The organism is Amycolatopsis sp. lyj-23, from assembly GCF_046549135.1.
GTDB lineage: Bacteria > Actinomycetota > Actinomycetes > Mycobacteriales > Pseudonocardiaceae > Amycolatopsis.
On the sequence record NZ_JAJPWN010000020.1, the window covers coordinates 165304 to 183459 of the forward strand.

The 18156-nt window shown below is 73.1% G+C and carries 17 protein-coding genes; 8 read left to right on the top strand and 9 right to left on the bottom strand.

Going from position 1 to position 18156, the window contains the following annotated elements:
- Window positions 1–69: 69 nt before the first annotated feature.
- The gene (locus ACLJPY_RS40275; protein ID WP_410596212.1) at window positions 70–1653 is read right to left on the bottom strand and encodes a DEAD/DEAH box helicase; all 1584 of its coding nucleotides are present in this window, start codon (window positions 1651–1653) and stop codon (window positions 70–72) included.
- 326 nt (window positions 1654–1979) lie between these two features.
- Window positions 1980–2936 carry a serine protein kinase RIO gene (locus tag ACLJPY_RS40280; RefSeq protein ID WP_410596213.1) on the bottom strand — a complete coding sequence of 319 codons (957 nt, stop codon included), beginning with the start codon at window positions 2934–2936 and terminating at the stop codon, window positions 1980–1982.
- Window positions 2937–3221: 285 nt separating this feature from the next.
- Between ACLJPY_RS40280 and ACLJPY_RS40285 the strand changes: the two genes are divergently transcribed.
- Window positions 3222–4751, top strand: a complete 1530-nt coding sequence (locus tag ACLJPY_RS40285; RefSeq protein ID WP_410596214.1) for a phytoene desaturase family protein — start codon at window positions 3222–3224, stop codon at window positions 4749–4751.
- A gap of 51 nt (window positions 4752–4802) precedes the next feature.
- Here the strand turns inward: ACLJPY_RS40285 and ACLJPY_RS40290 are convergent, their stop codons facing one another.
- Both ACLJPY_RS40290 and ACLJPY_RS40295 read right to left on the bottom strand, forming a co-directional pair.
- Window positions 4803–5246: a hypothetical protein gene (locus tag ACLJPY_RS40290; RefSeq protein ID WP_410596215.1), complete on the bottom strand. Its 444-nt coding sequence runs from the start codon at window positions 5244–5246 to the stop codon at window positions 4803–4805.
- 81 nt (window positions 5247–5327) lie between these two features.
- Window positions 5328–6212, bottom strand: coding sequence for an MBL fold metallo-hydrolase (locus ACLJPY_RS40295; RefSeq protein ID WP_410596216.1), 885 nt, complete (start codon window positions 6210–6212; stop codon window positions 5328–5330).
- A gap of 82 nt (window positions 6213–6294) precedes the next feature.
- Between ACLJPY_RS40295 and ACLJPY_RS40300 the strand changes: the two genes are divergently transcribed.
- Window positions 6295–7146 (top strand): LysR family transcriptional regulator, encoded by an 852-nt coding sequence (locus ACLJPY_RS40300; RefSeq protein ID WP_410596217.1) that lies wholly within the window; start codon window positions 6295–6297, stop codon window positions 7144–7146.
- Between the two features lie 190 nt (window positions 7147–7336).
- Here the strand turns inward: ACLJPY_RS40300 and ACLJPY_RS40305 are convergent, their stop codons facing one another.
- Complete coding sequence (locus ACLJPY_RS40305; RefSeq protein ID WP_410596218.1) at window positions 7337–7891, bottom strand: suppressor of fused domain protein; 555 nt, start codon at window positions 7889–7891, stop codon at window positions 7337–7339.
- A gap of 85 nt (window positions 7892–7976) precedes the next feature.
- Between ACLJPY_RS40305 and ACLJPY_RS40310 the strand changes: the two genes are divergently transcribed.
- A complete protein-coding gene (locus tag ACLJPY_RS40310; protein WP_410596219.1) occupies window positions 7977–9065 on the top strand; it encodes an NAD(P)/FAD-dependent oxidoreductase in 1089 nt (362 codons plus the stop codon).
- Here the strand turns inward: ACLJPY_RS40310 and yaaA are convergent.
- Window positions 9052–9798: a peroxide stress protein YaaA gene (gene yaaA / locus ACLJPY_RS40315; RefSeq protein ID WP_410596220.1), complete on the bottom strand. Its 747-nt coding sequence runs from the start codon at window positions 9796–9798 to the stop codon at window positions 9052–9054. The two genes, ACLJPY_RS40310 and yaaA, sit on opposite strands and share 14 nt — an antisense overlap.
- A gap of 55 nt (window positions 9799–9853) precedes the next feature.
- Here yaaA and ACLJPY_RS40320 point away from each other — a divergent pair, with 55 nt between their 5' ends.
- From ACLJPY_RS40320 to ACLJPY_RS40330, 3 genes are read left to right on the top strand one after another with little or no spacing between them, the layout of a single operon-like run.
- Window positions 9854–10807, top strand: coding sequence for a GNAT family N-acetyltransferase (locus ACLJPY_RS40320; protein ID WP_410596221.1), 954 nt, complete (start codon window positions 9854–9856; stop codon window positions 10805–10807).
- 55 nt (window positions 10808–10862) lie between these two features.
- Window positions 10863–11696: a helix-turn-helix domain-containing protein gene (locus ACLJPY_RS40325; protein ID WP_410596222.1), complete on the top strand. Its 834-nt coding sequence runs from the start codon at window positions 10863–10865 to the stop codon at window positions 11694–11696.
- A 25-nt stretch (window positions 11697–11721) separates the two neighbouring features.
- Window positions 11722–11883 (top strand): DUF397 domain-containing protein, encoded by a 162-nt coding sequence (locus tag ACLJPY_RS40330; RefSeq protein WP_410596302.1) that lies wholly within the window; start codon window positions 11722–11724, stop codon window positions 11881–11883.
- Here the strand turns inward: ACLJPY_RS40330 and ACLJPY_RS40335 are convergent.
- The 3 genes from ACLJPY_RS40335 to ACLJPY_RS40345 form a co-directional block, all read right to left on the bottom strand.
- Entirely contained in the window at window positions 11864–12766 is a 903-nt protein-coding gene (locus tag ACLJPY_RS40335; RefSeq protein ID WP_410596223.1) for a 2-hydroxyacid dehydrogenase, read from the bottom strand. The genes ACLJPY_RS40330 and ACLJPY_RS40335 overlap by 20 nt on opposite strands.
- Before the next feature lie 16 nt (window positions 12767–12782).
- Window positions 12783–14603 (bottom strand): S1 family peptidase, encoded by a 1821-nt coding sequence (locus ACLJPY_RS40340; protein ID WP_410596224.1) that lies wholly within the window; start codon window positions 14601–14603, stop codon window positions 12783–12785.
- Between the two features lie 515 nt (window positions 14604–15118).
- Window positions 15119–15472 (bottom strand): VOC family protein, encoded by a 354-nt coding sequence (locus ACLJPY_RS40345; RefSeq protein ID WP_410596225.1) that lies wholly within the window; start codon window positions 15470–15472, stop codon window positions 15119–15121.
- A gap of 123 nt (window positions 15473–15595) precedes the next feature.
- Between ACLJPY_RS40345 and ACLJPY_RS40350 the strand changes: the two genes are divergently transcribed.
- Complete coding sequence (locus tag ACLJPY_RS40350; protein ID WP_410596226.1) at window positions 15596–17344, top strand: proline--tRNA ligase; 1749 nt, start codon at window positions 15596–15598, stop codon at window positions 17342–17344.
- Window positions 17344–18099, top strand: coding sequence for a hypothetical protein (locus ACLJPY_RS40355; protein ID WP_410596227.1), 756 nt, complete (start codon window positions 17344–17346; stop codon window positions 18097–18099). Before ACLJPY_RS40350 ends, ACLJPY_RS40355 begins: the two co-directional genes overlap by 1 nt.
- The last annotated feature ends 57 nt before the right edge of the window (window positions 18100–18156 follow it).

Here is an 18156-nt window from a genome sequence, read left to right on the forward strand (position 1 = left end):
CACCGCGAAGCGGCCCCGGAAACGCCGGAAGCCCCGGACCACTCGGTCCGGGGCTTCCGAAGGAAGAACTCAGCTGTCGTAGCCGCGACGCGGGCCACGGCTCGGACGGCCGTAGCCGCCGCCGTTGCCCGAGCGGGGCTGACGGCCGCGGCCGCCGAAGCCGGCGGGACGGCCTTCGCGGTCGCCGCCGCGGTAACCACCACGGTCGCCGCCGCGCTCGCCGCCACGGTCACGGTCGCCGTAGCTGCGCTCGCCGCGGTAGGAACCGCCGCGCTCGCCGCCCCGGTTGCCGCCGAAGCCGCGGTCGCCGCGGAAGCCGCCGCCGCCGCGACGCGGGTTCTCGCGCCGCCGCTCGACGACCGGCTCGCCGCTCGGCTCGCGGGCGCCGGTGATGCGGGACAGCTCGGCGTCGCCCGGGCGGACCGTGGTCGACTCCGCGCGCACGCCGGCGCGGTCGGTCAGCCGGCGGACCATCCGGCGCTGGTCGTGCGTCGCCACCGTGACGACCACGCCGGACGCCCCGGCGCGCGCCGTGCGGCCCGCGCGGTGCAGGTAGTCCTTGTGGTCGGCCGCCGGGTCGACGTGCAGCACCAGCGAGATGTCGTCGACGTGGATGCCGCGCGCGGCGACGTCCGTGGCGACGAGGACCGGGGTGTAGCCCTCCTTGAAGTCGGCGAGGACGCGGTTGCGCTGACCCTGCGTCTTCCCGCCGTGCAGGGCCGCCGCGTTCACGCCCTGCTCGCGCAGGCGCTCGGCGAGGCGGTCGACGTGGTGCTTGGTCCGCACGAACATGATCGTGCGGCCCTCGCGGGCGCCGATCTGCGTGATGACGTCCTGCTTGTCCTGGTGCGAGACCTGGAGCACGTGGTGGTCCATGGTCGTCACGCTGGCGGTCGACGGCGCGACCGAGTGCGTCACCGGGTCGGTCAGGTACTGCTTGACCAGGCGGTTGACGTCACCGTCGAGGGTCGCGGAGAACAGCAGCCGCTGGCCACCCGGCGGGGTGAGGTCCATGATCTCGCGGACCTGCGGCATGAAGCCCATGTCCGCCATCTGGTCGGCCTCGTCGAGGGCGATGAAGTTGCAGTCGCCCAGGTGCGCGGTGCCCTGGCGGACGTGGTCCGACAGCCGGCCCGGCGTGGCGATCAGCAGGTCGACGCCGCGGGAGAGCGCGTCCGCCTGGCGGGCGAAGGCCATGCCGCCGACGGCCGTGCGACACCACAGGCCGAGCGACTTGGCCAGCGGGGTCAGCGAGTCGGCGACCTGCATGGCCAGCTCGCGGGTCGGGACCAGGATCAGCGCGCGGGGGCGCTTCGGGCGGGCCTTGCCGTCGGCGAGCCGGGCCAGCATGGCCAGGCCGAAGGCGAGGGTCTTGCCGGAGCCGGTCTGGGCGCGGCCCAGCACGTCGCGGCCGGCCAGCGCGTCCGGGATGGTCGCGGACTGGATCGGGAAGGGGCTGTTGATGCCCGCGTCGGCCAGGGCACGGAGCAGCGGCTCCGGCAGGCCCAGTTCGGCGAAGGTCTTGGTGGCCACGAGCTCGACCGCGTCGTCGCGCAGCATGTCGCCGCCGGCCGGGCGGGTGCGCGGCTTGCGGTCGGGACGGCCCGCGTTCGCGGACGTCGAGGAAGGGCCGGAGTTGAACGTGACGGTCACAAATGCCTCTCGGACGTGGTTCGTCACAAGGGAGGCCCGGGCAGCCCGCGCGCAGGCAGGGCAAGATGGTGTGCGATGGGCGTTCACAGGGACGGACCCGGCACACCGTGTCATCGCTTGCCGACACTGCGCGCCGCTGGAGTTACTTCGGATCACCGCGAGCCATTCGGTGGCTCTGGAGGCGACGGACACCAACTCATCCACGCCGCCGGTTGCGGTCTGTGTTCACTGTACCCGAACCGGAGCTCGGACCACTCATCGAGGTCACCGGTTGTGGGCGGCGTCGCAGCCGTGTTCCGCACCACAGCGGCGACGCCGCCACGGTTTCAGCCGATCCCGGCCGCCGAAACGAGCTCGGCCAGGAGTTCTTCGACCCGCGTGACGTGCTCGCCGAGGCCGCGCCCGTGGAACCAGCCGGCCAGGTTGCGCACGTCCCGCGCCAGGAACTCGACGCCGCCGGGGTTGGCGACGACGTCGACGACCTGCGGCAGGTCGATCACCACCAGCCTGCCCCGGTGCACGAGCAGGTTGTACGCCGAGAGGTCACCGTGCGCGAGCCCCTCGGAGGCGAGCAGTTCGAGCGCCGCGGTCGCCTGGAACCACAGGTCCGCCAGCTCGCCGGGGTCCGGGCGGACCTGGGCCAGCCGCGGTGCGGCCGTGCCGTCGTCCTCGCCGAGGAACTCGAGCAGCAGTTCGGTCCCCTCGCGCTGCACCGGGTAGGGCACCGGCGCGCCGAGCGTCCACAGGCGACTCAGCGCGGAGAACTCCGCGACCGCCCACTGTTCGGCGATCAGGTTGCGGCCGAACGCGCTGCGCTGCGCCATCGCCCGCATCTCCCGGGACCGGCGCAGCCGCCGCCCTTCGAGGTAGCCCGCGTCGCGGTGGAACAGCTTGTGTTCGTCGCTGCGGTACCGCTTCGCGGCGAGCAACGTGCCCGGTGTGCCGGGCAACGCGCGCCTCAGGAGGTGGACATCGGCTTCCTTGCCCGTCTTGAGGACGCCGAGGTCCGTGTCGACCGCGGCGAGTTCGGTGACGACCCAGTCCGGCCGGGGGAGCGGGCCGTGTTCGGCGTCGTCCCACGTGGACCAGCGGTCGGCGCCGTCGGGCAGCTCGTTTTCGGTGTAGGCGTCGTCGCGCAGTTTCGCGAGGCGGACGCGTTCGGCTTCGGTCAGCCGTCCACTGCGCGTGGGTTCGGGTTCGTCGAACCGCCCGCGGCGGCGCGATCGCGTCTGGCGGCGTGTGGGCTCGTCGTCGTAGAGGTCTTCGTAGTCGTGCTGACGCACTGGTGGGTTCTCCTCGAACAGGGATGCCCCACCGGGCGCGTGGTCAGCCTCGGGGGGCGGATGGGTGAGGGCGCGAAAGGGCCAGGACAGACATCTCGACAGGCACCTCCCGTTCTCCCGCACCGGCTCCCTGCCAGGTGGGCCCAGGATTCCGGATCGGTCCGGCACCGTGCAAGTGAATTTCGCGGAAAGCGCCGCGAAAGGAGTATTTGTGACGTTTCCTTAAATTCGGCCCCTCGGCGTGGTCACGATTGAAGGGCAGGCCGAACCAGGGAAGGGCGGCGGATGGACAGCTACGACGTGGTGATCGTCGGCGGCGGGCACAACGGCTTGGTGGCGGCCGCGTACCTGGCGCGGGCGGGCCGGTCGGTGCTCGTGCTCGAACGGCGGGGTGAGACCGGTGGCGCCGCCGTCTCGTTCCGCGCGTTCGAGGGCGTGGACGTCCGGCTTTCGCGCTACTCGTACCTGGTCAGCCTGCTGCCGAAGAAGATCGTGGCCGATCTCGGCCTCGACGTGGAGCTGCGACGGCGCCGGATGTCGTCCTACACCCCGTCGGGCGGCTCCGGTCTCCTTGTCGACACGGGTGACGCCGTCCGGACGGCGGCGTCGTTCCGGGCGGTCACCGGGTCCACTTCGGACTTCTCGGCCTGGCAGCGGTTCTACGAGCTGACCGAGCGCGTCGCCGGGCGTGCGTTCGGGACGCTCACCGAACCGCTTCTGTCCGAAGTGGACTTCCGTGCGCGCGTCGGCGACGCGGAAGCCTGGTCCTTGCTGTTCGAACGGCCGATCGGCGAAGCGCTCACGTCGTGGTTCGGCGACGACACGGTGCGCGGCGTGGTGCTCACCGACGCGCTGATCGGCACGTTCGCCCCGGCGGACGGCGAGGACCTGCGGCAGAACCGGTGCCTGCTCTACCACGTGATCGGCAACGGCACCGGCGACTGGGACGTCCCGGTCGGCGGCATGGGCGCGGTCACCCGCTCGCTCGCGGCGGTCGCCGCCGCGGCGGGCGCGCGCCTGGTGACCGGGGCGGAAGTGCTCTCGGTCGACCCGGACGGCGAGGTGCGGTACCGGCGCGCCGATACCGAAACCGCCGTCCGGGGCGGGCACGTCCTGGCGAACGTCGCGCCGGCGACGCTCGCCCGGCTGCTGGGCGAGGATCCGGCGGAGCGCCCGGAAGGCGCCCAGCTGAAGGTGAACATGGTGCTGACGCGGCTGCCGAGGCTGCGTGACGCGAGCGTCGATCCGGCCGACGCGTTCGGGGGCACCTTCCACGTCAACGAGACCTTCACGCAGTTGGAGGCGGCGTACCGCGAGGCGGCAGCGGGCAGGATCCCCTCGCTGCCGCCCTGCGAGATCTATTGCCACTCGTTGACGGATCCGTCGATCCTCGGCCCGGCCGAACGCTCGGCCGGCACGCACACGCTCACCCTGTTCGGCCTGCACATGCCGGCCCGCCTCTTCGAGGGGCGCAACGAAGAGGCCCGCGAAGCTGCGTTGCGCGCGACGCTCGCTTCGCTGAACAGCGTGCTGGCCGAGCCGATCGAGGACTGCCTGCTGACCGCGCCGGACGGCAGGCCCTGTGTGGAAGCGAAGACCCCGCTGGACCTGGAAGCCGAGCTGGGCCTCCCGGCGGGGCACATCTTCCACCGGGACCTGTCGTGGCCGTACGCGGAAGACCCGGCCGAGGCCGGCCGCTGGGGCGTCGAGACGGCCCACGAACGCATCCTGCTGTGTGGCGCGGGTGCCGCGAGAGGAGGTGGTGTCAGCGGCATCCCGGGTCACAACGCGGCGATGGCGGTGCTGGGGGCGTAAGACTGCGCCCGGACGTTCCCGACCGGATTCCGCAGGCCGGCAGCGGTAGTACTACTCCGGCGCCCGAGGGGCCCGCGGCCGCCCGACGTGCACGTCGCGGCCGACCGCGCCGAACGCGATCCCGTGGTCGCGGGCCTCCGCGGTGCCCACCACGGCGACCCCGCCGTGGGAAGCCGCCGTGCCTGAAGAACGCGCTTCGGCCAGCGCGGTCTTCAGCGCGTCCGCGAACTGCCGGTCTTCGTCGACGGCGTCCTCCAGAGCGAGTTCGACGCGCTTGCGGGTCCGCTCGCTGACCTCGCCGGTCTCGGCGACCTCCGCGGCCAGCTTCCGCACGGAGGGATCGCCGTCGAGCTTCTTCAGGACGACGTCCCGGACCTTGGCCGCGCCCGCGTCCACGGCTTCGTCGGCGATCCCGTCGAGCGCCTTGCCCGCGCGCCGCGCCTTCGCCGGCGCCCAGGCGATGAGCGCTCCGAGCACGACCTCCACACCGATCACGACGAGCCCTTTCCTCGAGGTGCCACCGGGCCGCCGATCCTACGGAACGGCGAAACCCGTTCGCGCCCACCGAAAGGGCGGTCAGGCGTGCTCGGCGCACAGGCAGCCGACGCCCGGCTCGATCCACTCGCGCCCGGCCCAGTCCGGGTGCCGCTCGACGAGCAGGGCGCGGACCTCGGCGGTGATCTCGTCCACGCCCATGGCCGAATCCCGGCGCCGCCAGGTCTCGTCCCGCAGCTCACGCAGGTAGTCGCGGACGTCGGTGAGCACCGCCGGGCCGCCGGTTTCGCCGTGACCCGGCACGACCACCCGCGGCCGGCTCGCGATCAGCCGGTCGAGCACCGCCAGCCAGCCGACGCCCGAGACGTCCGTGTCGTGCGGCGGGAACCACGGGAAGATGGCGAACTGCCCGGTCTCGGCCAGGTCGCCGGTGAACAGGACGCCGGCGTCCGGCACCTCGACGACCTGGTCGCCGGCGGTGTGGCCGCGGCCCGTGGGCCGCAGCCGGACGGTCCGGCCGCCGAGGTCGAGGTTGTACCCGTCCTCGTAGACGAGATCGGGCGTGGGCATGCGGACGCCGTCGAGGCGGCGGGCGACCGTCTCGCCCAGACCCCGGAACATCTCCAGGTAGCCCGGGCCCCGGGTGGCGAGGTCGTCGGCCTGGCCGCGGTTGACCAGGTAGGTGGCCTCACCGGCGAACACCTGCGCGCCGAACGCGTGCTCGGGGTGGAAGTGCGTCGTGGTCAGGTACAGGCGGCGGCCCTTCGCCACTTCGCGCGCGAAGGCGAGCACCTGGGCCGCGTTGTCGTTGCCGATACCCGTGTCGACGACGAGGACGGCCTCGGTGCCGCCGACGACGCCGATGTTCGGCACCAGGTCGACGTGGTCGTTCGGGATCACCAGCAGGTCGGGGGCGATCTCGCGGGCGCCGGAGACGCGCACGGCGGGATCGGTCAGCTCGGTCATGCCCCGATTCCACCGCCGCCGGACCCGGGCCGTCCAAGACCGGTTCGGTGGTGCCGATACCGGGCGAATATCGTCGCCGGTCATGGAGCTGCGCACGCTGCGGTACTTCGTCGCGGTCGCCGAGGAACGCCACTTCGGCCGGGCCGCCGCGCGGCTGCACATGAGCCAGCCGCCGCTGAGCCGGGCCATCAAGCAGCTGGAAACGGACGTCGGCGCCGTGCTGCTGCTGCGGTCCGCGGCGGGCGTCACGCTGACCCCGGCCGGGGCGGCGCTGCTGGCCGAGGCGCGGGCGCTGCTCGACCAGGCCGACCAGGCCCGCGTGCGGGTGGCCACGGCCGCGGGCACGCCGACCCTCACCGTCGGCATCCTCGGCGACGGCGCCGACCCGGCCGCGAACCGGCTCGCCGACGCCTACCGGCAGCAGCACCCGGAGGTCGAGGTCCGCGTCCGCGACGCCGACCTCACCGATCCGACCTGCGGGCTGCGCGCCGGGCTCGTCGACGTCGCGCTGACCCGCGGGCCGTTCGACGAGACCGGCCTGACGGTGCACGAGCTGCGTGCCGACCCGGTGGGCGCGGTCCTGCGCGCCGACGACCCGCTGGCCGGGCGCGAGCACCTGGCGCCCGCCGACCTGGCCGGACGGCGCTGGTTCCGGTTCCCCGACGGCACCGACGCGCGCTGGCAGGCGTACTGGCACGGCGGCGAACCCCGCGAAGGGCCGGTGGTGCGGGCGGTCCAGGAGTGCCTGCAGGCCGTGCTCTGGAACGGCACCGTCGGGCTGATGCCGCTGGGCCACCGGCCGCCGGGCGAGCTGGTCGTGGTGCCGTTGACCGGCCTGGCGCCGAGCCCGGTGGTGCTCGCCTGGCAGGACGGCGACGCGAACCCGCTGATCCGCTCGTTCGCCCGGATCGCGGCGGCCGCCTACCGGGCCTGACCGGCTACTCGAGCAGGCGGACCACTGCCCACCTGCGAGTCAGCCACCCGCTGACCGGCGCGCCAAGCGGCGGCGCGCCGCCGACCGGCCGCACGAGCACCGCGTTCCCGTCGGCACGCCGTGGCACCGGAAGGCGCGAAGTCCGGCGAGCCGTGGACGTTCGGCGTCCGGTCCGCGAGCTCGTGCGGCGCTAGACCACCGGCGCGCGGCGGACGTCGTAGAGGTCCCAGTCCAGCTGCCAGAACGCCTCGATGCCGTGCTCGCGGATGTACTTGCGCTCGGTGTCGTGCACCGGGTAGCACCCGGCGATGCTGATCGGCGGGCCGCCGACGTCGATCAGCGTGTACTGGTCCGCGTCGAGGCCCGCCGGCGCCGACACGGCGAACGCCGTCATCGACGACTCCGGGGCGATCGGCTGGCCGAAGTCGATGGTGTCGCCGTAGACGAACGGGCAGGTGCCGCGCAGCTGCTCGGCGAGGTAGCCGATGGCCAGGGCCCAGACCGGGTCGTCGGACCGGACGCTGATCCACAGCTCCGGGCGCACGCCGTGCCAGTCCGGGTGGTCGGCCAGGGACAGGCCGTAGGTGGCGCCGGTCAGGTAGCGCGGCTCGGGCTCGTCGGCGTAGACGAACGCGATCACGTCGTCGAGCCCGGGCTGCGTCGACGGGATGGGCTGCAGCCGGGGCGCGGCGGACCCCGTCAGGGTGTCGAGATGGGCGAAATACCGCTCGGCACGGCTCGGCATGGCGCGCAGCATACGACCGGCAGGGTGCCCGCGTCGGTCATCCCCTGCTGGCCCCGGCGCGGCAGGATCGGGCAGGGTGGGAAGCATGCGAGTGCTCGTGATCGGCAGCGGGATCGGCGGCGCGGCGACGGCCTGGCACCTCGCGGGCCGCGGCGCGGAAGTGGTCGTCGCGGACGCGGCGCGCCCCGGAACGGCGACCGAGGCCGGGGCCGGCATCGTCAGTCCCTGGACCTCCCGCCGGGACGACGCGCTGTACCCGCTCGCGGCGGCGGCCGGCCGGTACTACCGCGAATTCGCCGCGGAACTCGACGGGTCCTCGTTCGAGGTGGTCGGCGGCATGGTCGTGTCGTCCGACGACGCGGAGCTCGCCGAAGCCCACGAACGGCTGACGGCACGGGCGGCGGACGCGCCCGAGATCGGCGAGGTCCGGCGCCTGGATCCGGCGCAGGCCCGGGAGCTGTTCCCGGCGCTGGCGCCCGGGCTGGGCGCGGTGCACCTGGCGGGCGCGGGCCGCGTCGACGGGCATCGGCTGCGCCGCGCGCTGCTGGCGGCCGCCGAGCGCCGGGGCGCGAAGTTCGTCGAGGGCGAGGTCGCCTTCCGCGCGGACGGCACGGTGGCGACCCCGGACGGCCCCCTGGAAACCGACAGCGTGGTGGTCGCGGCCGGGGCCTGGAGCCGGGAACTGCTGGCGCCGCTGGGGATCGACCTGCCGGTGACGCCGCACCGCGGCCAGATCAGCCACTTCGACCTGCCGGGAACGGAGACGGCGGCGTGGCCGGTGGTCCTGCCGCGCAGCAGCCACTACCTGCTGGCGTTCGCGGGCGGCCGCGTGGTGGCGGGCGCGACCCGCGAGGCGGAGTCGGGTTTCGACTACCGCGTCACGGCGGCCGGACAACGCGAAGTGCTGGAGAACGCCCTGGCGGTGGCCCCGGGCCTCGCGGACGCGACGCTCGCGGAGACCCGGGTCGGCTTCCGCCCGGGCACCCCGGACGGCCTGCCGATCCTGGGGGCGCTCCGCCCGGGTCTGGCGGTGTCGACGGGCTTCGGGGCCGGCGGGCTGACGAACGCGCCGTTCGCGGGGAAGCTGGTGGCGGCGGTGGCGCTGGGGGAGGACCCGGGTTTCGACCTGAGCCCGTTCGCGCCGGACCGGTTCGGCCGCCTCAGCCCTCGGTGACCAGCTCCAGGGCGTGGTCGCCGGTGCGCTCCACCACCAGGCCCGCCTTCGTGATCACCTTCACCAGCTGGTCCACTGTGGACGGCTCGGCGCGCGTGGCCGCCAGCACGTGCGCCAGGCGGCCCTTGTACGCCTTGTTGAAGTGGCTGACCGTCACGCGCTCGCCGCGGGCGTTCTCCGTCACCACGCGGACCGTCACCGCGTCCGGACGCAGCTTGGCGAACGCCGAGTACGTGCCCGAGCGCAGGTCGACCACCAGGCCGTCGACCGCCTGCAGCACCGGCTCCAGGACCGGCTTCCACAGGCCGCGGACCGTCCCCAATGCCGGCAGCGAGTTGCCGCCCGAGAGGCGGTACGCCGGGATCGGGTCCGTCGCCGACACCACGCCGAACAGCGACGACGTGACCGCCAGCCGCCGGTGCGCCTTCTCCAGGGCCGCCTTCGTGAAGCTCTTCACGTCCAGGGCGTCGTACAGCACGCCGGTGTAGCGGCGCAGCGCCGGCATCGTCGGGGACGTCCACAGCTGCGCGTTCCGCTCGACCTCGCCGGACTGGCGCTCGGTGATGCCCAGCGCCGCGATGCTCGCCGGGACGTCCGCGGCCAGCTCGGCCAGCGCGTCCGCGAGCTTCGCGCGCGTCGGGTTCAGCTCGGGGAACGACAGCTCGCCGAGGTCGAGCGGACCGCCGCGGCCGCCGTCGGCCTTGGTCTCGGAAGGGGGCAGGAGCACCAGCACGCACCGAGGGTAAATCGGCGTGCACGGACGCCGCCGTCCGGCCTAGCCTCCCGGCATGGACCTGACCTGGCGCCCGCTGACCCTGGACGACGCTCCCGCCCTCGCCCGGCTGTACGCGGCCGCCGAGGACGTCGACCGCACGGGTGAGCACTTCAGCGCGGACGACCTCCGCGAAGAGCTCGTCGCCCCCAACGTCGACCTGGCCCGCGCCACCGTCGGCGCCTGGGCGGGCGACGAGCTCGCCGGCTACGGCCTGACCCGCCGCCGCGACGCCGCCGACCCCGTGCACATGATCCGGCTGCAGTCCGTCGTGCACCCGGCGTACCGCACCGACGCCGTCGGCGCTCACCTGGTCGAGTGGTTCGCCCGCACGAGCCGCGAGGTGCACGAGCGCGCCTTCCCGGGCGCGCCGCTCGAACTGCACCACGGCAGCCACCGGAACGAACGCTGGATCGCCGGCGTCCTCACCCGCGCGGGTTACACGCACGGCCGGACGATGGTCAACATGCGCGTGAACCTCGCCGACCTGCCGCCGCAGCCGCCGCTGCCGGACGGCTTCGAGGCGGTGCCGTTCGACTTCGAGTACGACCTCGCCGCCCTCGACGCCCGCAACGACACCTTCGCCGACCACTGGGGCAGCACCGTCTACCAGCCCGAGGCCTGGCGCCACCTGGTCACCGGCTCGAAGGACTTCCGCCCGGACCTGTCGTTCCTCGTGCTGGACGGCGAAAAGGTGCTCGCGTTCGTGCTCAGCCACCACTACGCGTACCAGACCGCGGCGACGGGCCTCCGCGAGCACTACGCCACCTGGGTGGGAACCCGGGCCGCCCTGCGCGGCCGCGGCGTCGCGTCCGGGTTGCTGGGGCACACGCTCCTGGCGGCGAAAGCCGCGGGATTCGACCGGTCGGCCCTCAACGTCGACGTCGACAACGCCCACCGCGCGCTGGGTGTCTACGAGCGTTGCGGTTATCGCGTCGACGACGAATGGCACGTGTACGTGCTGTCCTGAAAATGGGACGCCCCACCGCCGATCGGGGAATGGACGGCATTCGTACCATCACGACATGAAGCCGACTTCCACCTCGCCCGGGTCGAGGGCATTGGCCGCATCGCTGCGCGAAGTGCGGGTAGCGCGGGGAAAGGGCCTGCGCGAACTCGCGCGGATGGTGCGGATTCTGCCGCAGTTGTTGTCGGCGTGGGAAAAGGGACAGCGGGTACCGCAGCCGGAGGACGTGGCGCGGCTGCTGGGCGCGCTGCGGGTCGACGACGTGACGTACGACCGCATGATGCGGCTGGCCAGGCACGCCAGGGACGACAACTGGCTCGATTCGAACCCGTCGGACCTGCCGCCCGCGCTGAGCGGGATCGTGGAGTACGAGCGCACCGCCACCCGCATCACGAACTGGGAACTGGCGATCGTACCGGGCCTTCTGCAGACACCTGACTATGCGAGGGCGATCCTGACCAATTCGGAGATCGATCTGCCGCAAGCTGACGCGATGCTGGTCACGCGGTTGAACCGGCAGGGGATTCTCTCGCGGCCGGATCCCGTCCGGCTCACCGCTTTGGTGGGCGAAATCGCGATCCGAGAGGAAATCGGCAGTGCCGATGTGATGTCGGATCAGATCGATCACCTGCTGACGATGATGTTGCGGTCGAACATTTCACTGCGGATCGTTCCCGCGAGCATCGGCTATCACCCGGGGCTGATCGGCTCGTTCATCCTGTACGAATTCGCCGGTCTGCAGCCGATCGTGCACTTGGAGAACTCGCACGCCACCGCTTTCCTCAACGAGGATGTTGTCGTCCGGAGCTACCGGAAACAGGCTAAGCTGTTGGCTGGCAAGGCACTGAGTGAAGACGACACCCGAGCCCTGCTCCGGGAGGTCGCGCGATAGCCCGGGAGGCCTCGGCGTGAAGAACATGGTCTGGCGCAAGTCGAGTTACAGCGGCGGTCAATCCAACTGCGTCGAGGTGAAGCTCGACCGTTCGGTCGGCATCCGGGACACGAAGGCCCGGGAGCACGGTGAACTGACCGTCTCGCGCGCCGCGTGGGCCGCCGCCGTCAGCTCACTACGAGGTTGAGCAGCTCCTCGCCCCGCGCGTACCTGCGCAACTGCTCCGCCGCGAGCTTCTTCGCGCGCGGGTAGAACGATGCCGACCCACCCGCGATGTGCGGGGTGATGACCACGCCCGGCACCGTCCACAGTGGATGGTCGGCGGGCAGCGGTTCCGGGTCCACGACGTCGAGGCCGGCGCGCAGCCGCCCGGTGCGGGTCTCGGCGAGGAGCGCTTCGGTGTCGATCGCCGTGCCGCGGCCGACGTTGATCACCAGGGCGTCGTCGGGGAGCGCGGCGAGCTCGTCCGGGCCGATGAGGCCGCGCGTCGCCGGGGTGTCCGGCAGGACCAGCACGACGATGTCGGCCTGGGGCAACAGCTCGGGCAGCTCGGCGACGCCGTGGACGTCCTCGCCGGGACGGGGGCGGCTCGCCACCCGCGTCACCACGGCCTCGGCGGCGACGAGCTGACGTTCGACGGTCCGCCCGATCGAGCCGTAGCCGACGAGGAGCACCCGGCTGTCGGCCAGCGACCGCGTGTGCTCGCGCGTCCACTCGCCGCGCGCCTGCTGCGCGAACCAGCGCGGCAGGTCGCGCTGCGCCGCGTGGATCAGCGCCAGTGCGTGCTCGGCGACGCTCAGGTCGTGCAGCCCGCGCCCGTTGGCGAGCCGGACGCCGTCGGGCAGCAGCGGCACGAGCGTCTCGACGCCCGCCGACAGCGACTGCACCACCCGCAGCGACGGCAGCTGCTCGATCAGCTTCGGCGGCTCCGGCCCGCGGTCGTAGGGCAGCACGTAGAACTCGACGTCCCCGAGATCGGCCGGAGGGGCCTCGACGCCGTCGTAATACGCGGCGCCGAGCCCCTCCGGCACGTCGATGTCGGTCCACGGCAGCAGTACGCGAGCGCTCATGCCGCCTTTCTACCCGCTACCGCGTGTAGTAGCCCTGCAGGTCCACGACCAGGTGCGTCGAGCCCGCGGAGTTGCGGACGTCGAAGCGCGCTCCCGAGCCGAGGCGGACCGTCGCGGCGTTGGAGGTGTTCTCGCCCGCCATGACGTTCACGGTCGAGGGGACGTCGCTGTAGGGCAGGTCGTGCGACCAGGCGGCCAGGAACGTCGAGGCGCTCGGCTGCACGCCGGTGAGGTTCAGCGCCACGGCCGTCGCCCCGGACGGCAGGCCGGTGGCCGGCACCGTGACGATCCCGCCCGGGCCGAGCGGCGCCGGCGTGCCGTCGCGGGTGTCGAGCAGGCGGGTGGGCGTGGTCAGCGCCGCGTACCGGCTGCCCGCGTCGCCGGGGACGAACGAGCCCGCCACCGACAGCAGGACGTGGCTCTGGCCGTGGTGGAGGAAGATGCGGATGGCGCCGTCGTCGCCGATCCGCACCAGCGACTGGGCCGCGCGGTGCTCGTTCGGCACGATGTTCAGCGTCGACGGCCCGGGGGAGCCCTGCGCGAAGACGCTGAAGAACGTGTCGGAGTCGCTTTCGGTGCCGGTGAGGTTGACGGCCACGGCGACGGCGTCGGCGGGGACGCCCGCCACGCCGCGGACCGGCACGGTCACGACCTCGCCCGGGGCCAGCCTGCCCGGGTGGCCGCCGAGCGAGGAGCGGGTGTCGAGCACCAGGTCGGGCCGGTCCTTCGGCTGGTAGGTCGACTCGCCGGAGGCGCTGTAGTAGCCGAGGTAGTCGACGAGGACGTCGATGTCGCCGGCGTTGTTGCGGACCTTGATCCGGCCGTCCGGGCCGACCGGGACCACGGCCATGCCGGCGGCGGTGCGGCCGGCGCTGACGTTCACGTTGGACGTCGTGGGCAGGGCATCGCCGTAGGCGGTCAGGAAGGTGCTCGCGGTGCCACCGGTGCCGACCAGGCTGACCGCGACGGCGCTCGCACCGGCCGGCAGGCCCGGGATGGCGACGGAGACGGATTCGCCCGCGGCGACGGGCTTCTGGTGACCGCCGGTTTCGGTGCGGGTGTCGAGCACGCGCTGGGCGGTGGGCAGCGCGGTGTAGGCGTCGCCGCGGAGGCGGAGGCCGATCCAGGCGGCGATGTCGTCGACGCGGGTCTCGACGGTGCCCTGGCGGGTTTCGTTCGAGCCGAGGCAGCCGGCCTGCCACGAGGAGTGGTGGAGGCCGGCGAGCTCGGCGACGCCGTCGTGTTCGCGCAGGAGCGGGCCGCCGGCGTCGCCATGGCAGGTGGTGGCGGCCGCCGGATCCCCGAGGACGGCGAGGGTGGTGGCGGTGACGCTCTGCACGGAAACGGGGGCAGTGTGGAGTTTGTCGGGCACCCATTCGGTGGCGGTCCGCCCGTAGCCGGCGATGCGCAGCGACTCGTTCTGGGCGGGCGCGGCGGTACCGATGGCGACGGGCGTGACGCCGGTGACGGGCGCGGCCAGCTTGGCGAGCGCGAGGTCACGATCGGCGCGGAAGAGCAGGTCGACGACGGCCCGTTCGGTGCCGGCGGTGCCCCGCTGCCCGACGACGGCCTTGGTGGCGAGCTTCGGCGGACCGGCCTGCGCGGCGTTTTCGGGGAAGCAGCTCGCGGCGGTGACGACCCACTGCGGCGCGACGAGGGCACCGCTGCAGCCGTGGACGCCGCCGACCTCGATCTTGGTGGCGAAGGCGTAGGCCCCCTCGTCAGCGGGAGCACCCCCGGTGACGGCGGCAGCGGGAAGGGCGGCGATCAGCAGACCGGCGGCGGCGAGCGCCACGGCTTTTCCGGGCACGGCGAAGACACCCTTGACGGGCGGCATGGATCCCCCTGTGAATCGGCTTTCGGACTTTCGGGCGCGAACGGGAAAGCCGCGGTCACCCCGCACCGAGGACCCTCCCCGTTCCTGGTCGGGCCGATGCTAGCGGGTGGCGTTGGCGGGTGGCCAGTAGTCGGGAGGTGGGTGTGGAGGGGTTGAGCCGGATGGACGATCAAGGGGAGGGGTGGGGCGGAGGCAGAGGAAATCGCTGCGGGGCAACGGAAACGGCGCAGGTGGGCTCGGGCGCGAAGGGCGCGCGGGCGTGGGCGCGCCGGGCGTGGGCGCGTGTGAGGCGTGGGGGTGCGCTAGGCATGCCGGGCGCGGGCGCGTGTGAGGCGTGCGGGTGCGCCAGGAATGCCGGGCGCGGGTGGGTGCGCCCGGCGCGCGGGCACCTCGACACGTACCTCCCGCTCGGCTCCTCTGTCTCTCCCCTTTTCCCTCCCCCTCCCCCTCCCCGCCCACCCGCCCCCGCCGCCACCTCCTGCCCGGCCCACCCCCGCCCGGCCGGACCTACCGCGTCACTGCGCCTGCGCCGACACGCAGAACTCGTTCCCCTCCGGGTCCACCAGCACCGTCCACGCCAGGCCCGGCACCTCGTGCTCCTCCACCTCCTTCGCGCCCAGCCCCACCAGCCGCCGCACCTCTTCCGCCCGGTTGTCCGTCCCGAAGTCCACGTGGACGCGGTTCTTGCCCGCTCTCGGCTCCGGGACCCGCTGCAGGGCCAGCGGCAAGCCGCCGCCGGCCGGGGCGAGGATCAGGAACTCGCCCTCGTAGTCCTGGGCCACCTCCGTGCCCAGTGCCGCCGTCCAGAACTCCGCCAGACCTCGGGGGTTCGCGCAGTCGATCGTGATCATGCCCATCCGGATTGCCATGCCCGCCAAGCTAGCGGCCACCACCGACAAAAACCGGCCGCGAGTAACCCGTTGGAGTCACGGCCGGGGGATTGACTACCCTGAGCGGGACTTTCACACCCGCCCGGAGCAGGGAGCCCCGCCGTGATCACCAGGACTTCGTCGTTGTTCCTTCGCACCTTGCGCGAGGATCCGGCGGACGCCGAGGTACCGAGCCACCGGCTCCTGGTACGCGCCGGCTACGTCCGCCGGGTCGCCCCGGGCGGGTACTCCTGGCTGCCGCTCGGCCTGCGCGTCCTGCGGCGCATCGAGGCCGTCGTGCGCGAAGAGATGAACGCCATCGGTGCGCAGGAGATCCAGTTCCCCGCGCTGCTGCCGAAGGAGCCCTACGAGGCCACCGGCCGCTGGACCGAGTACGGCGACGGCCTCTTCCGCCTCAAGGACCGCAAGGGCGCCGACTACCTCCTCGGCCCCACCCACGAGGAGCTCTTCGCCCTCACCGTCAAGGGCGAGTACAGCTCGTACCGCGACTACCCCGTCACGCTCTACCAGATCCAGACCAAGTACCGCGACGAAGCCCGCCCCCGCGCCGGCATCCTGCGCGGGCGCGAGTTCGTCATGAAGGACTCCTACTCCTTCGACCTCGACGACGAGGGCCTCGCGCGCTCCTACCAGGCCCACCGCGACGCCTACGTGAAGCTGTTCGACCGCCTCGGCCTCGAGTACGTCGTCGTCAAGGCGACGTCCGGTGCCATGGGCGGCTCCGCGTCCGAGGAGTTCCTCGCCGTCGCCGAGACGGGTGAGGACACCTACGTCCGCAGCACCGAATCCGGGTACGCGGCGAACGTCGAAGCCGTCGTCACGCCCGCGCCGCCCGCGCAGCCCGTCGAGGGCCGCCCCGAGGCGCAGGTGCACCACACGCCGAACACGCCGACCATCGAGTCGCTGGTCAACTTCCTCAACGACGCCGGCCTGGGCCGCACGTTCACCGCCGCGGACACGCTGAAGAACGTCATGCTCAAGACGCGCCGGCCCGGCGCGGCCGAGTGGGAGCTGGTCTGCGTCGCGGTCCCGGGTGACCGCGAAGTGGACATGAAGCGCCTCGAGGCGGCGCTGGAGCCGGCCGAGGTCGCGCTGCTCGACGAGGCCGACTTCGCGAAGAACCCGTTCCTCGTCAAGGGCTACATCGGCCCGAAGGCGCTGCAGGACAACGGCGTGCGCTACCTCGCCGACCCGCGGATCGTCCCCGGCACCGCCTGGGTCACCGGGGCCGACAAGGTCGACCACCACGTCGTCGACCTGCTGGCCGGGCGCGACTTCACCCCGGACGGCACCATCGAGGCCGCCGAGGTCCGCGAAGGCGACGCGTCGCCGGACGGGCACGGCACCCTCGTCGCCGCGCGCGGCATCGAGATCGGGCACATCTTCCAGCTCGGCCGGAAGTACACCGACGCCTTCGAGGTCGACGCGCTCGGCCCCGACTCGAAGCCGATCCGGATCACGATGGGGTCCTACGGCGTCGGCGTCTCGCGGCTGGTCGGCGTGCTCGCCGAGCAGAACCACGACGACCTCGGCCTGATCTGGCCGCGCGTGGTCTCGCCGTTCGACGTGCACATCGTCATCGCGGGCAAGGACGAGACGATCGCGGCCGGCGCGGAGAAGATCGCCGCCGACCTCGACGCGGCGGGCATCGAGGTCATCCTCGACGACCGCAAGGCGACGCCGGGCGTCAAGTTCGCCGACGCGGAGCTGCTCGGCGTGCCGACCATCCTGGTCGTCGGGCGCGGCCTGGCCAACGGCGTCGTCGAGGTCAAGGACCGGCGCTCGGGCGAACGCGAGGAGATCGCGGTCGACGCCGTCGTCGAGCACCTGGTCAAGCTCGTCCGAGGCTGATGAGCCGGCGTTCCGAAGACGTGACGCCGGGGGACGAGGACGCCGCGCCGCGCGCGCGGCCGAAACGGATCCGGCCGAGGGCGAAGCCGCTGAAGTGGCGGCGGGCGCCGTGGTTCGGCCTGGCGCTCGTCGCCCTGGTCGCCGGCGTGCTGAACGCGCTGGGGGCAGGCAAACAGCACCCGGCGTCGTCCTCGCCGCCGCCGGTGGGGACGCCTTCGCCGCGAGCCGCGGTCCCGGCGGCGGCCGCGGGCTGGCAGTCCGTGGCGGGCGGCGACGGCTCGTACGCCTACGACGTCCCGCCGAACTGGCAGCCGGCGCCCGGCACCCAGCACGGCTGGGCCGGGATCAGGCTGGTGAGCAGCGCGTTCCTGGGCGACTGCGGCCAGGCGCACCGGGGCGGCGCGGGCGTCGCGACCGAGCCATTGGCCGACCTCGACGCGGCCGCGCGCAAGGCGGCAACGGACGTGGCAACGGGCGCCTACGGCGGATCACTTCAGGCCGGTCCGGGTTCGGACGCGCAGGTTCGCCGGGCCGACGGCACCGCAGTGGCCGCCCGGGTCGTGGTCGCCGAGGTGACTCCGGCCGAGCCGGGGGAGTGCGTGCCCCGGCACGCGCTGGTGGCGGCGCTGGCGTTCGGCGGGAACTCCGGGACGTCCGGCGTGGTGGTGGCGTACGCGAGCGACGGGTCGTCGACGCGGGAGGACCTGGAGCGGATCGTGCGCAGCTACCGCTTCGCCGCGCCGACGAACCGCTAGCGCGGGCGGCTTTGCACGTCCGGCGGACAGTCTTCCGCCCGGCGCCGGGATTCGGCA

Bases quoted from the DNA above. Each gene is read 5' to 3' on its own strand.
- ACLJPY_RS40300 (WP_410596217.1), top strand. From the start codon at position 6,295: ATGGAGCTGCGCACGCTGCGGTACTTCGTCGCGGTCGCCGAGGAACGC.
- ACLJPY_RS40295 (WP_410596216.1), bottom strand. From the start codon at position 6,212: ATGACCGAGCTGACCGATCCCGCCGTGCGCGTCTCCGGCGCCCGCGAG.
- ACLJPY_RS40320 (WP_410596221.1), top strand. From the start codon at position 9,854: ATGGACCTGACCTGGCGCCCGCTGACCCTGGACGACGCTCCCGCCCTC.
- ACLJPY_RS40330 (WP_410596302.1), top strand. From the start codon at position 11,722: ATGGTCTGGCGCAAGTCGAGTTACAGCGGCGGTCAATCCAACTGCGTC.
- ACLJPY_RS40345 (WP_410596225.1), bottom strand. From the start codon at position 15,472: ATGGCAATCCGGATGGGCATGATCACGATCGACTGCGCGAACCCCCGA.
- ACLJPY_RS40305 (WP_410596218.1), bottom strand. From the start codon at position 7,891: ATGCCGAGCCGTGCCGAGCGGTATTTCGCCCATCTCGACACCCTGACG.
- ACLJPY_RS40285 (WP_410596214.1), top strand. From the start codon at position 3,222: ATGGACAGCTACGACGTGGTGATCGTCGGCGGCGGGCACAACGGCTTG.
- ACLJPY_RS40340 (WP_410596224.1), bottom strand. From the start codon at position 14,603: ATGCCGCCCGTCAAGGGTGTCTTCGCCGTGCCCGGAAAAGCCGTGGCG.
- ACLJPY_RS40310 (WP_410596219.1), top strand. From the start codon at position 7,977: ATGCGAGTGCTCGTGATCGGCAGCGGGATCGGCGGCGCGGCGACGGCC.
- ACLJPY_RS40325 (WP_410596222.1), top strand. From the start codon at position 10,863: ATGAAGCCGACTTCCACCTCGCCCGGGTCGAGGGCATTGGCCGCATCG.
- ACLJPY_RS40335 (WP_410596223.1), bottom strand. From the start codon at position 12,766: ATGAGCGCTCGCGTACTGCTGCCGTGGACCGACATCGACGTGCCGGAG.
- ACLJPY_RS40355 (WP_410596227.1), top strand. From the start codon at position 17,344: ATGAGCCGGCGTTCCGAAGACGTGACGCCGGGGGACGAGGACGCCGCG.